12 protein-coding genes and 1 riboswitch are annotated in these 12,427 nt (G+C 54.2%); of the genes, 5 read left to right on the top strand and 7 right to left on the bottom strand.

Annotated features, from left to right (window positions below; all coding sequences use genetic code 11):
* Nucleotides 1-74 precede the first annotated feature (74 nt).
* Nucleotides 75-1,133, top strand: a complete 1,059-nt coding sequence (locus ACTQ3V_RS09220) for an IS30 family transposase (protein ID WP_441467273.1) — start codon at nt 75-77, stop codon at nt 1,131-1,133.
* Between the two features lie 185 nt (nt 1,134-1,318).
* Here ACTQ3V_RS09220 and ACTQ3V_RS09215 read toward each other — a convergent pair whose 3' ends face one another.
* Nucleotides 1,319-1,996, bottom strand: coding sequence for a helix-turn-helix domain-containing protein (locus tag ACTQ3V_RS09215; protein WP_441467252.1), 678 nt, complete (start codon nt 1,994-1,996; stop codon nt 1,319-1,321).
* Between the two features lie 326 nt (nt 1,997-2,322).
* Between ACTQ3V_RS09215 and ACTQ3V_RS09210 the strand changes: the two genes are divergently transcribed.
* Genes ACTQ3V_RS09210 through ACTQ3V_RS09195 form a run of 4 tightly spaced genes read left to right on the top strand, consistent with a single transcriptional unit; the run spans nt 2,323 to nt 5,660 of the window.
* Nucleotides 2,323-2,745 carry a PaaI family thioesterase gene (locus ACTQ3V_RS09210; protein WP_441467251.1) on the top strand — a complete coding sequence of 141 codons (423 nt, stop codon included), beginning with the start codon at nt 2,323-2,325 and terminating at the stop codon, nt 2,743-2,745.
* Entirely contained in the window at nt 2,742-3,791 is a 1,050-nt protein-coding gene (mutY, locus tag ACTQ3V_RS09205) for an A/G-specific adenine glycosylase (protein WP_441467250.1), read from the top strand. The genes ACTQ3V_RS09210 and mutY overlap by 4 nt, the downstream gene beginning before the upstream one ends.
* Nucleotides 3,788-4,273, top strand: a complete 486-nt coding sequence (locus ACTQ3V_RS09200; protein WP_441467249.1) for a DNA-deoxyinosine glycosylase — start codon at nt 3,788-3,790, stop codon at nt 4,271-4,273. Before mutY ends, ACTQ3V_RS09200 begins: the two co-directional genes overlap by 4 nt.
* Nucleotides 4,274-4,322: 49 nt before the next feature.
* Nucleotides 4,323-5,660 (top strand): MATE family efflux transporter, encoded by a 1,338-nt coding sequence (locus ACTQ3V_RS09195; protein WP_441467272.1) that lies wholly within the window; start codon nt 4,323-4,325, stop codon nt 5,658-5,660.
* Between the two features lie 58 nt (nt 5,661-5,718).
* Here ACTQ3V_RS09195 and ACTQ3V_RS09190 read toward each other — a convergent pair whose 3' ends face one another.
* From ACTQ3V_RS09190 to ACTQ3V_RS09165, 6 genes are all read right to left on the bottom strand, one after another.
* Entirely contained in the window at nt 5,719-7,338 is a 1,620-nt protein-coding gene (locus tag ACTQ3V_RS09190; RefSeq protein WP_441467248.1) for a mannitol dehydrogenase family protein, read from the bottom strand.
* Between the two features lie 167 nt (nt 7,339-7,505).
* Complete coding sequence (locus tag ACTQ3V_RS09185; protein ID WP_441467247.1) at nt 7,506-8,102, bottom strand: folate family ECF transporter S component; 597 nt, start codon at nt 8,100-8,102, stop codon at nt 7,506-7,508.
* A gap of 68 nt (nt 8,103-8,170) precedes the next feature.
* Nucleotides 8,171-8,274, bottom strand: a riboswitch (THF riboswitch).
* Nucleotides 8,275-8,301: 27 nt separating this feature from the next.
* On the bottom strand, nt 8,302-9,108 hold the full coding sequence (locus ACTQ3V_RS09180; RefSeq protein ID WP_441467246.1) for a Cof-type HAD-IIB family hydrolase: 807 nt from the start codon (nt 9,106-9,108) through the stop codon (nt 8,302-8,304).
* 36 nt (nt 9,109-9,144) lie between these two features.
* Nucleotides 9,145-11,169 (bottom strand): ferrous iron transport protein B, encoded by a 2,025-nt coding sequence (gene feoB / locus ACTQ3V_RS09175; RefSeq protein WP_441467245.1) that lies wholly within the window; start codon nt 11,167-11,169, stop codon nt 9,145-9,147.
* Nucleotides 11,166-11,396, bottom strand: a complete 231-nt coding sequence (locus tag ACTQ3V_RS09170; protein ID WP_441467244.1) for a FeoA family protein — start codon at nt 11,394-11,396, stop codon at nt 11,166-11,168. Before ACTQ3V_RS09170 ends, feoB begins: the two co-directional genes overlap by 4 nt.
* A gap of 139 nt (nt 11,397-11,535) precedes the next feature.
* Nucleotides 11,536-12,225 carry a YoaK family protein gene (locus ACTQ3V_RS09165; protein ID WP_441467243.1) on the bottom strand — a complete coding sequence of 230 codons (690 nt, stop codon included), beginning with the start codon at nt 12,223-12,225 and terminating at the stop codon, nt 11,536-11,538.
* Nucleotides 12,226-12,427: the final 202 nt, after the last annotated feature.

The raw sequence follows: 12,427 nt of genomic DNA, 5'->3' as shown, positions 1-12,427 counted from the left end.
TTTATGCTATAATCCTAAATACACAATATACAGTGGAGGGATGTATAGTGAAGCACAACAAAAAGGGGAATTCAATGCAGCGGTGTCATAAGGGACAGCATCTGAAATGGGACCACCGGCTGATTATAGAGCGGATGCGGCTGCGCGGCGCAACAACGCGGGAAATTGCGGGCGTCATTGGATGCAGCCATGTGACTATCGTGAAAGAACTGAAGCGCGGGCAGTATGTCCATACCAACTCCGACCTCACTACGGAAGTGCGGTACTCACCTGAGCAGGCGGAGCGCCGCTGCCGTGAAAATCTGGCGGCAAAAGGCCCGCAGCTAAAAATTGGAAACGACTTCAAACTGGCAAATGACCTTGAAACGCTGATCGTGAAAAAGCATTTTTCTCCCGCTGCGGCGCTTGCAGCGGTCCGCGCAAGCGGCAAGCCGTACACGGCTTCCATTTCCACGGTCACGCTTTACAGCTACATCAAGGGCTGCGTGCTGAATATTTTGCCGAAGCACCTGCCGTTCCAGAAGGGATACCGGATAAGGGGCGGCAAGAAAAACAAAAAGCAGAAACGTGCGTCTGCTGGCACCAGCATCGAGCACCGTCCTGCGGAAGTTAATCTCCGCAACTCTTTCGGGCATTGGGAAATGGATACGGTCTACACCTCGAAGTCCAAAAAGGCAAAGCTCACGCCGACGCTGCTTGTGCTGACCGAGCGGCTGACCCGCAAGGAGATCATCATGCTTATGCGCGACCGTACCGCCGCCAGCGTAGTCCGTGCCTTGAATGTGTTGGAGCGCAGCATGGGGGCTGAGAAATTCTCCAAGGTGTTCCAGACGATCACGGTGGACAATGGCATGGAATTTTCTGACTTTCCCGGCATGGAAAAGTCCGCGCTGCGCAAGCGCAAGGCACGGACTAAGATCTACTACTGTCACGCCCATCGCAGCTGCGAGCGCGGCAGCAACGAGAACGCAAACAAACTGATCCGCCGCCATCTGCCCAAGGGGACAGACCTGTCCAAGGTGACGCAGAAGCAGGTAGCGGAGATTGAGGAGTGGATTAACAACTATCCGCGTAGGATTCTGAACTGGAAAACATCGAATATGCTGTTCCGGTTCTTTATGGAGCGGCTTTGATATAACGGCTTGTATGGCGTTAGGGACAGTCTGGGAGGGCTGCCCCTGTTTCGCATGCCTGCATTTCTATCATAGCGTCTGTTTTTCCTCTGCACCTGCCTTTTTCTCCGGTATGATAGAATCATGCAAAATAAATAATTATTTTTTTGAAACTTTGGTAACTTTAACCTTGAAATTTACGATTTTTATTTTCCGATTTTTATGTTTTTCCCGAAGGCATCAATCGAGTCCGAAACCTGCTGCAAAACCGTCAGAAACGCGCTGGATAACTCCGGATAGCGTTTGCTGATTTCATTGGGCGCAATTGAAATCCCTTGCAGTGTTTCCGATTCCAAACCAAAGCCCGCTTCTCCCTTTGCCGCTGTGCGAATCCGAAGCTCATGCTCCTTCATGCGTGCATCGCAAAGGTATTCAAACTGTTCCCGAGAGGTACGGAATACCGCCTCAATATTAGATGGGTCCGCCATATACAGATAACGATACACTTTATAAATCACAACCGACAGATATGCTTCCACCTCATGAGGCAGCTGTTTGCTCCCCACCTGCTCCGTCAAATCCATCAGCAAGGATACAGCCTGCACCACCTGATTTTTCTCCCAGCCGGTATGTACCTGCGCATCCATGCGCTCCACCGGAACGGCGGAACCATCCCGCGCCATCGACCTGCCCAGCAGGTAGTCACAGGATACCCCGTAGTAATCCGCTGCACGCACAACAAAAGGCAGCCCCGGCTCACGCAAACCATTCTCATAATGGCTCAGGAGTGCTTGCGACACCCCAAGGTCACCTGCGGCTGTTCGTTGGCTTATTTTCTTTTCCCGTCGCAAAAGCGCGAGTGTACGAGAAAAATCACTGGTCATATCTCTGCTACCCCATCACAAAACTATGTCTATTATACAGCGTGTAATCGCACTTGTAAAGAATGAAAAAGTTGCATTTCCATCACTATTTCCCCAAATTACGCCTTTTATCTGATTATTACATGATTTGGTTGCCTGTTTTAGAATTTATAACTATATATGGTGGTCATGTTTTCACAGCTACAATTTCCTTTCATCCGTATGCGCACTTCATTTTCGCTTGACGCACCTGTAACGGACCGATATAATAAAAAGGAACGTAAAAAAACATGGTGCGGCGGCTTGCTCTGCTGCACCATGTATATTTGTGCAAAAGGAGCTCCCCTATGACAATCGAAAAAATTTTAAAAATGCGTCAGGAAGCCAGCGGCCTGAACAAACTGATGCATATGCGCGTCATCACGCTGGACAAGGATGGCGGCGCAACCGTTGAACTGGACCTGACGGAAGAACTGCTCAACCCGCTCGGCATCGCGCACGGCGGTACTATTTTCACGCTATGCGATATTGCGGCAGGCTCTGCCGCCGCTTCGCACGGGCTGGTGGCCGTGACGCTGGACAGCAATATCCATTACTATCGCCCCGGTCGTCTCGGCAAAACACTCACCGCCGTTGCCTATGAACGCAAACGCGGTAAGAAAACGGCGATATACATGGTTGAAGTACATGATGACGAGCACAGGCATATCGCAGATGCGGTTTTCACCATGTTCTACACCGGCCACACGCTGGAGGATATGCGGCATTGAGCGGTGTCAGCCCTGCCATCATCGCCCCGCTTCTAAGCTGGTACGACCAAGGTCACCGCGACCTGCCGTGGCGTGTGCAACCCACCCCCTACCGCGTATGGGTCAGTGAAATCATGCTCCAGCAAACGCGCGTACAGGCTGTGCTCGGCTATTTTTCCCGCTGGATGGAGACGCTGCCCGATGTGCGTGCACTGGCGGCCGCAGACGAATCCGTCTACCTCAAACTGTGGGAGGGCCTTGGCTATTATAGTCGTGTGCGCAATCTGCACCGCGCTGCGGTCGAGGTATGCGAGAAATACGGCGGCGAGCTGCCCGCTGATTATGACGCGCTGCTTGCGCTGCCCGGCATCGGGGACTACACCGCCGGTGCAATTGCATCCATTGCCTGTGGTATTCCCGTGCCCGCGGTGGACGGCAACGTGCTGCGTGTTGCAGCACGGCTGGATAACGACTTCACGCCCATCTCAGACGCGGCGTTCAAAAAGCGCACCCGCGCACGTTTTGCCGCCCTGATGCCGACCGACCGACCGGGTGACCTCAACCAGTCGCTGATGGAATTGGGTGCGATGGTCTGCTTGCCAAACGGTACGCCTCTCTGCGGCGACTGCCCGGTGCAGCATCTGTGTCGGGGCTACCACCATGGAAACGCCGCCCTGCTGCCGCTGCGAGCGGCCAAAAAAGCGCGCCGCATCGAAAACCGCACCGTTCTGCTGTTACGGCACGGCTCGCTTGTCGGACTCATGCGGCGGCCTGCCTCTGGTCTGCTCGCCGGCCTGTGGGAGCTGCCTTCGCTGGACGGCCACCTCTCCCCCGATCAAACACGCACGGAACTGGCTGCACGCGGCTGGCAAGTGTCCCGTCTGCTGTCCCTGCGTCCTGCCAAGCATGTGTTCACCCATGTGGAATGGCACATGAACGGATATTACATTGATCTGGCAAACCAGCCGGAAGAACTGACCTTTGTCAGCCCGTCCGATTTGCGTGCGGAGTACGCGCTGCCCAGCGCGTTCCGCGCGTTTCTCTCTGTTTTAGAGGAGGAAGCATGAATCTCCAAACCGTTGTCCATACCATCCCGCCGCTATATGACAGCCATTCGCGTGTACTGCTGCTCGGCTCGATTCCCAGCCCGAAATCGCGTGAGGTCGGCTTTTTTTACGGCCATCCGCAAAACCGCTTCTGGCGCGTATTGTCCGCCGTGCTGGGCGAACAGGTGCCACTAACGATCGAAGCCAAGCGCGCCATGTGTCTGAAACATCATGTCGCGCTGTGGGACACCATTGCGCGCTGCGACATCGCGGGCGCGTCCGACACCAGCATCCGCAACGCGGTGCCGAACGACATCGGCCGATTGATACAGGAAAGCGAAATCACCCGCATTTTTGCCACCGGAGGCAAATCCGCCGAGCTGTATCGCAAGCTTATCGAGCCGCAGCTGCATATCCCTATTACACAGCTTCCCTCGACCAGCCCAGCCAACGCAGCATGGTCACTGGAACGACTGATCGAGGCTTATCGCGTAATTTTATAGAAAAAGAGGCGCATCACCAACGAACAAAGAATTATTTCCAAACGCCGCACTGAAAAAACTGATTTGGCCGCTCGTGCTGGAGCAGGTGCTGTCCATCACAGTCGGCCTTGCCGATACCATCATGGTATCCTCGGTGGGAGAAGCAGCAGTATCCGGTGTGTCACTGGTCGACATGCTGAATGTATTGATTATCAACATCTTCGCCGCACTCGCAACCGGCGGCGCGGTGGTTGTCGCACAGCTGCTCGGCGCACGCCAAAACCGACGTGCCTGCAATGCTGCCCGGCAACTCTATTTTGTTGTTATCTGTATCTCAGTCGCATTGAGCGCACTTGTCATGCTGATACGCACACCGCTGCTTCGGTTGCTGTTCGGCTCTATCGAACCGGATGTGATGGACAGTGCACTCACTTACTTAACGGTCAGCGTGTTCTCCTACCCGGTGCTCGCCATTTACAACGCCGGCGCAGCCCTCTTCCGTGCACAGGGTAATTCCCGCATCTCAATGCTGATTGCAGGACTCATCAATATTGTAAACCTCATCGGCAATTCTATCCTGATTTTCGGTCTCCGGCTTGGCGTGGCGGGCGCCGCCCTGTCGTCGGTATTTTCGCGCGGTGTCGCGGCTGTTGTCATCACCGTGCTGCTGCTGCATCCGGAGCACATCGTCAGCCTGCGGCGGGGCGGCCATTTCCGTCCGGACAACGCGCTCATCCGTCGCATCTTGCAAATCGGTATTCCGAATGGATTGGAAAACAGCCTGTTCCAGCTGGGACGTATTCTGGTTGTCAGCATGATTGCACTGTTCGGCACCACGCAAATCGCCGCCAATGCCGTAGCAAACAACCTGGATGCAGTGGCCTGCATTCCGGGTCAGGCGATGAATCTTGCCATCATCACGGTCGTTGGCCAGTGTATTGGGGCCGGGGATATCGAACAAGCGCGCCGCATGGCGAAAAAGCTGCTGAAAATCACCTATCTGATTTTTGCCATCTGTTGTCTGGCTACCATTCTTGCCACACCGTTGGTATTGAAAATCTACAGTCTGTCCCCCGAAGCGCTTGCGCTTGGCAAAACGCTCATCTTCATCCATAACTTCAGCGCCATGGTCTTCTGGCCGCTGTCCTTCACCATGCCGAACGTACTGCGCGCGGCAAACGATGTGCGCTATCCTATGGTGTGCTCTATCGCATCTATGATGCTGCTGCGGCTTGGAAGCGGCTATGTGCTTGCTGTTATGTTCCAGATGGGCGCTATCGGCATCTGGATTGCAATGGTGGGCGACTGGCTGTGCCGTGGCATCCTGTTCACGCTGCGCTTTGCCAGCGGACGCTGGCTGCGCTTTGCTCCCGGCCTGCAACTGGTTGCGCAAGGAGAGAAATCATAGCTATATCACATAAAAAAGGAGAACCCTTCGGTTCTCCTTTTTTTAATTTACACCGGATTTACAGGATCCATTCCTCCTGTTTTTCTTCGCCACAGTAGCGGCACAGTGTCTCGCGGATAGCATGCGGTCCCCTGTTCAGTTCATTGAACATGCGTACGATCGTCTCGCCCACGCCAATCTCGAACAGATTAACGCCGAAATAGTAACGGTTTGACAGCAGCGGATACAGCTGCTCCTCGGACACCTCATCCCCCAGCTTGGGATTGCCCATCAGCGAACGTATATGCTCCATGTTGGAATCCGGACTAAGCTGGAACGCTTCTCCTTGGTCATCCATCCCAACCAGATAGCGCAGCCAACCCGCCAGCACAAGCGGGATATACACCAGCTTGGTCGCGCGATGTGCCGGCAGCGTCGAATTGTAATACGCATACAGCGTCACACCGAAGCGAGGCACAATCTTTCGCGAGGTATCGGTCGCAACACGCTGCGGAGAATCCGGCAGGAACGGGTTGGGATAGCGTTCCCCCAAAACCTCATGGAGGAAGGAAACCGGGTCAATTACCCCTGGGTCGGCAACCATGGGCATGGCCTCCTGCTCGCTCATGCGCGTGATTAGATTGACCAGCTCCTTGTCCTTCATCTCCTCGCTGATTTGCGTATAACCCAGCATGCAGCCGTATACACCCAGCGCAGTACCCATCGGGTTCATGCAGGTGCTGACCTTCATCACCGCGGATTTTTCCACGATATCGCGGCGGGTCAGGATAACGCCGCATTGCTCGAGCGGCGGGTGACCGTTCGGGAACGCATCCTCAATCAGCAGATAGTGCGGGCTTTCCGAGTTGACGTAAATTGCCGCATAACTGCCCTTTTCCGTCACAAACGGACGGGCATTCTGTAAGCCGTCCTCCTCCAGCTTATCCGCAATACGGCTATCCGGATGCGGGGTGATTTTATCAATCATAGACAGCGGATAGGTATTTTTCTTGAGCAGATAAAAGTACTCATCCTCGGTGATATAGCCTTTTTGCTGCCATGCCTGTGCCATGTAACGCACAGCGCGTTCCAAACGGACGCCATTGTCCTGGCAGTTATCCAGCGAAACAAAGGCCAGCGGCGGCATGCCTGCACGGCAGCGAGCAAGACTGAACGCCGCGAGTTTACCAAAGAACGACTGGCAGCCCGTCGGTCCGTTATCGCGGTCATGCGCATACTCCGGCAGGAATTCATTCGCATCATCCTGAATCACATAGCCTTTTTCCGTCAGAGTGAAGCTGACCATCTGCAGGGACGGCGCGAGAAATACCTCGTTTAAACGCTCTCCGTCCTCGCTCAGCTTGAGGCTTTCGGTTACCGAAGCGACAACCTCTTTGTTGATTGTGCCGTTGGAATACAGCGTCACAACCAGCGAAAGATGGTCGCAGGCACGATAGCACCGATCAATCAGCTCTTCATCATAACCGTCACAACAGATAACACCTGTCTCAGACAGGCCTGCGGTCAACATACGCTGCGCCAGCACAGCGGGAAACGCCCGGAACAGGTTACCTGCGCCAAAGTGCAGCCAAGTCGGCGCGTTGCGGGTAGCTTCGCGTACCGTATCGATATCATACTGCGGCAAGCGGTAATCCTTCCAGGACGCGTTATGTTTGATGCTTTCTTTTGTCAATTTCATAAAGCAGTCACTTCCTTTCAGCGAACGGAGTACGCCGTTCATCCCTATCGTATATAGTATACCAAAACTTTGCCGCTTTGCATAGGGAAAATCGGAAATATCCACAAAGCCATGCAGTCTTGCTGATAAAAAAGCCGTTCGGCATAGCCGAACGGCAGGAAATCATATTATAAGCTATTGTTTTTGGCGGCATGCTTGGTCTCCACAGTGCCCGGCAGCGCATGATACAGTCGCAGCACCAGCTTCATACCGAAATACAGCAGCGCCGCCTCGATCGGCAGCATCAGCAGGTTTTTCGGTACGCGCAGTGCAAGCAGCGCGCTCATCGCCTTGCCTCCTGTGATAGTCAGCCACAGGGTATTCAGGCCGATGTTGCAGAACAGGTTAATGCACGCCTTTGCACCCACCGCCCGCCAGACCGAGAGCTTGCGCGGATACAACCAAAGACCCCAGAACAGTCCTCCGACGATGGCAGTCAGCGTATAACCCGGGAAATAGGCCCCCATGGTGAGATTCCCGGCAAAATAACCCAGCACATCGGTACACACACCTGCCATCATGCCGACCACCGGCCCAAACAGCATGCCGACCGCCGCGTTGCACAAAAAGCCAAATCCAATGCGCAGATTGGGCGGCAGCTTGATGGTCAAACCGAGCAGGTCAAGCGCAATATTGATGGCAATGAGCAGTGCGGTCAGCGCCAGACAGCGCGTGCTTTTGAGTTCTTTGAGGGAGCGGACAAAAATATTTTCCTTTTTGGACATAGAAAAAGACACCTCCTAAATCAATTCATCTGTTGCCACAGCGATTTAGGAAATGCCTAAACAGTTGCAGCAGCGGGATGCGACTGCAACACCGCAGGGGATCTTCGTCCCTTTCGTCCGCTGAACAACTCCCCGTCTCAGCGGCACTTAACGCATTGCAGCCTACTCTGCTTTTTCCGTTATCTATTGTATCATGGTTTTACGCCTTGTCAATACCAAATACCTGACGGATGGTGCGGCACACACCATCCTCATCATTGGAGGGGCAAATATGTTTGGCAGCAGCCTTGAGCGCTTCATGGCCGTTTGCCATGGCATAGGACTCCCCTACCGCCTGCAGCAGCTCCAAATCGTTCATATAATCTCCAAACGCCATGCACTCATCGGGCGTGATATGCAGACTCTCGCACAGCGCGCCGATCGCCTGCCCCTTGTTCATGCCGGGACGCGTCAGATCCATCCAGTCTTCGCCCGAAACCACCAACTGCGAAGTCTCGGCAAACGCATGGAACGCCGGAATCAATACCTCTTCCGCACGGCCCTTGCAATACACCGCAACCTTGCAAACCGGCTCGTGCCGGCACAATTCCAGCAAATCGGGCACCTGTGTGCGCCGCACGCTATATTGTGCCGCGTTTTCCAGAAATGCGGGATCGTCTGCGGTCTCATAAAATCCGCCGTGGCGTGCGGATACAATGGCCTCCACGCCCGGCAATGTGCGCACCAACTCGATTGACCGACACACCTCATCGGTCGGCATGGCCTCAAAAGAAATCATGCGTGCACCGTCGCAAACCACCGCGCCATTTTCACAGATATAGACCAGCTCATCGGCAATCTCACCGAACTGCTCGTAAAGCGTATAATACTGCCGCCCGGATGCCGGTGCAAAGCGCACCCCCTGCTCCCGCAGCGTATGAATCAGAGAAAAGAGTCCCTCCGGCAATTGCTTTCGGCTGTCCAGAAGGGTGCCGTCCATATCGGCGGCAATCAATTTGATAGACATGATTATCCGTTATCCTTTCCCAAGACTTCGGTTCCTTTACAGGAAGAGGCTGCCCACTTGATAAATCACCATCGCCGCTAAATACGCAAGCACGGTCTGGAACGCCGCCGCACCAAATGCCCAGCGCCAGCCGCCCATCTCCCGCTTGATGGTGGCAAAGGCGGACATGCAGGGCATGTACAGCAGCGTAAATACCAAAAACGAATACCCAGCCAAAGGGGTAAACACGGTACCCAGCAGACCGGACAGCATCGCGCTGTCTCCGCCCGCGCCATACAGCACGTTCATCGTGGATACGACCGCTTCCTTGGCAACCAATCCGGTCAGCAGCGAAACCGCTTCCTGCCACTCTCCGAAGCCAAGCGGACGGAAAACCGGCGCGATAAATGTGCCAATCACGCCGAGAATACTCTCTCCGGCGTTCTCCGCCACAGCAAACGAAGGCGTAAAGTTTTGCAGGAGCCAGATGACCACGCTCATCAGGAAAATGAGGGTACCGGCGCGCGTGATGAAGTCCTTTGCCTTCTGCCACATGTTGAGCACCGTGCCTTTGAAGGACGGCAGACGATAGGTCGGCAATTCGAGCACAAAACCTGAAGATACCTCTTTGAAGATCGTCTTTTTCAGGATAAAGCCCGCCAGAATACCCATCAGAATACCCAGCACATACAGGCTGATAACCACCAGCCCCTGATGCGCGCCGAACAGCGCGCCCGCCACCAGCGCATAGACCGGCAGCTTCGCGCCGCAGGACATAAAGGGCGTCAGCATGATGGTCATGCGGCGGTCAGAGTCGTTTTCCATTGTGCGAGCCGCCATGACCGCAGGTGTGGTGCAACCGAAGCCCATCAGCATCGGCACAAACGACTTGCCCGAAAGACCAATGCGGCGCAGCAGCGTGTCCATAATAAACGCTACACGCGCCAGGTATCCGGTATCCTCAAGCACCGACAAGAAAAAGAACAAAATTACAATCTGCGGCAAAAAGCTCAAAACGCCGCCCACGCCGCCGATTACTCCGTCGCAAATCAGGCCAACCAGCCAGTCCTGTGTGTGCGCCGCTGCCAAAGCACTGCGAATTGCAGGCGAAATGATGCTTTGAATCAAATATTCCATCCCGCTGCCCAACAGCGAACCGATCGGCCCGAACGTACACCAGAACATCAGGAACATGAAAAACGCAAAAATCGGCAGTGCCCACACGCGATGCAGAACAATCTTGTCGATTCGCTCGGTGAGCGTGGCTTTATGTACCTTGGGCCGCTGATAAGCTGCGCGCACGACCTCCTCGATATAGTCGTACAGCGCGTCCGCCAGCACCATTTCCTTATCCGTCAGGTTGGCATGGCTCTGCATGCCGGCCGCAATCGAATTGATTTCCTCCCGGATTTTCTTCGGCATGTTTAGCCGGTCCATCTGCGCCCACATGGCGGAATCGCCCTCCAGCAGCTTTGCCGCGTAAAACGGCAGACTGCACTGGCGCAGCGGCAGCGGCTGCAACGTCTCCGCTGCATGCCGAATGGCCGCACCCACGCCATGTAAATACGCAGGCTGCTTGTCCGGCGCACGCATGTCATGGGCAAGCCCATCTAAAAGATTGTGCATGTTCTCGCCTTTTTTGGCCGAAATCGGTACCACCGGCACGCCGAGCCGCTCGGAAAGCATATCACAGTCAATTTCAATTCCCTGCGCGCGCACATCGTCCATAAAGCCGAGCGCCACCACCATCGGTAGGCCCAGCGCGATGAGCTGCAAGGTCAAATACAGATTTCGCTCAATATTTGCCGCGTCCACAATATTTAAAATACCATCCAGCTCGTCCGACAGGACAAACTCACGCGCAATGATTTCCTCTTGCGTATAGGGCGAAAGAGAGTAAATACCGGGCAAATCCACAATATCAATGCCCACGCCGTCGTGACAGATATGGCCGGTCTTACGATCGACTGTCACGCCCGGCCAGTTGCCTACATGCTGATTGGAGCCGGTGAGCCGGTTGAACAGCGTAGTTTTTCCGCTGTTCGGATTGCCGATAATGGCAATGGTTTTTTTGCTGCTCATGCCCGTTCCTCCAGCACAATTTTTTTCGCTTCCGCGCGTCGCAGCGAAAGGCTGTATCCGCGTAGCCGCACCGCGACCGGATCGCCAAACGGCGCAATGCGTTCCATTGTGACCACCACGCCCTTGGTGATACCCATATCCAGAAAATGCCGTTTCAGAGCACCCTCAGCCGTGATACCCTCGACCACGCCGCTCTGCCCCTGCTTTAAATTGTTAAGAGTCTTCATAGTGTTCCCCCGATGCCTTTATCCAAAGGCCAAATACATTTTTATTATAAAGTGGCAGTTAGCAAATGTCAACGGAACGGATATACCGTCTCACCGTCCAAATGATACAAAAAGCGCGCCCATCAGGCGCGCTTTTTCGTCATCCGTAGATATGGGCTTCCTCTTCGCGGAACATCAAAGCAAATACAGCCAGCAGCGGCGCGCAGGTCAGCAGCAGCGCACGTTCTCCCAGCATATTAGTCAAACGCGCACCCAGCGCCGCGCCCAAGATAAAAAACAAAATAATCGAATAATAATGCCGCGCTTTACGCGCTGCATTCTTCTCCCCTGTATGGTGCCAGATCATCAGCTGCTCGGTGCCCGAACGCAGGTTACCGGTACACATGGTCGTGGCAAACGCACTGCCGCGCACTTTACGGAAGGTTTCCACCTGCATGGCACAGACGAAAGAAATCACAGTATTGACCACCATATTCATCTGCTGCGGCAAAAAAGTCACCACAACCAGCAAGAGAATCTCTGCAATAACGATTACCTGCCGCCAATGCAGTCCCGCATCCGACTTTTTTTTACGCTTCCCGCGTCGCTTGACCAGCTCGGCCGCGACCACACCAAAAGCAAACGCCATAATCGGCAGCAAATACGTCAGCGCACGCTGCCACTCTCCCTCTGCCAGCTTTAAACCGAACAGCACAATATTGCCGGTCTGCGCGTTGGCAAACACGCCCCCGCGGCTGAGATATGTATATGCGTCAAAAAAACCGCCCGCCATTGCCAGCAGCCCGCCCAACAGCAGCGATTCGGACATCTGGCCTCTTTCCTGTTGCATCTTTATTTCCCATCTCCTTCATTTCCGCCCTTTAGTATAGCAAAAAAAACCGTCCGTTTCAACAACGGACGGTTTTTCCTTCATTTGTCTCTGTAGGAGTACAATACATCTTGGACAGTTGAATAAAAAAGGATGAAGGATAAGACCACATCGGTTAAAGTTGAGTTGCTATACAACAACTTGTCGAAAGGGGGCCATATCC

The sequence above is a fragment of the Candidatus Agathobaculum pullicola genome (assembly GCF_052117205.1).
Classification (GTDB): domain Bacteria; phylum Bacillota; class Clostridia; order Oscillospirales; family Butyricicoccaceae; genus Agathobaculum; species Agathobaculum pullicola.
This window is presented reverse-complemented; position numbering and strand designations above follow the sequence as displayed.

What these genes read in the sequence shown, in the direction of transcription:
- ACTQ3V_RS09220 (WP_441467273.1), top strand. Translation starts at nt 75, where the DNA reads ATGCAGCGGTGTCATAAGGGACAGCATCTGAAATGGGACCACCGGCTG.
- ACTQ3V_RS09215 (WP_441467252.1), bottom strand. Translation starts at nt 1,996, where the DNA reads ATGACCAGTGATTTTTCTCGTACACTCGCGCTTTTGCGACGGGAAAAG.
- ACTQ3V_RS09210 (WP_441467251.1), top strand. Translation starts at nt 2,323, where the DNA reads ATGACAATCGAAAAAATTTTAAAAATGCGTCAGGAAGCCAGCGGCCTG.
- ACTQ3V_RS09200 (WP_441467249.1), top strand. Translation starts at nt 3,788, where the DNA reads ATGAATCTCCAAACCGTTGTCCATACCATCCCGCCGCTATATGACAGC.
- ACTQ3V_RS09190 (WP_441467248.1), bottom strand. Translation starts at nt 7,338, where the DNA reads ATGAAATTGACAAAAGAAAGCATCAAACATAACGCGTCCTGGAAGGAT.
- ACTQ3V_RS09185 (WP_441467247.1), bottom strand. Translation starts at nt 8,102, where the DNA reads ATGTCCAAAAAGGAAAATATTTTTGTCCGCTCCCTCAAAGAACTCAAA.
- ACTQ3V_RS09180 (WP_441467246.1), bottom strand. Translation starts at nt 9,108, where the DNA reads ATGTCTATCAAATTGATTGCCGCCGATATGGACGGCACCCTTCTGGAC.
- feoB (WP_441467245.1), bottom strand. Translation starts at nt 11,169, where the DNA reads ATGAGCAGCAAAAAAACCATTGCCATTATCGGCAATCCGAACAGCGGA.
- ACTQ3V_RS09170 (WP_441467244.1), bottom strand. Translation starts at nt 11,396, where the DNA reads ATGAAGACTCTTAACAATTTAAAGCAGGGGCAGAGCGGCGTGGTCGAG.
- ACTQ3V_RS09165 (WP_441467243.1), bottom strand. Translation starts at nt 12,225, where the DNA reads ATGCAACAGGAAAGAGGCCAGATGTCCGAATCGCTGCTGTTGGGCGGG.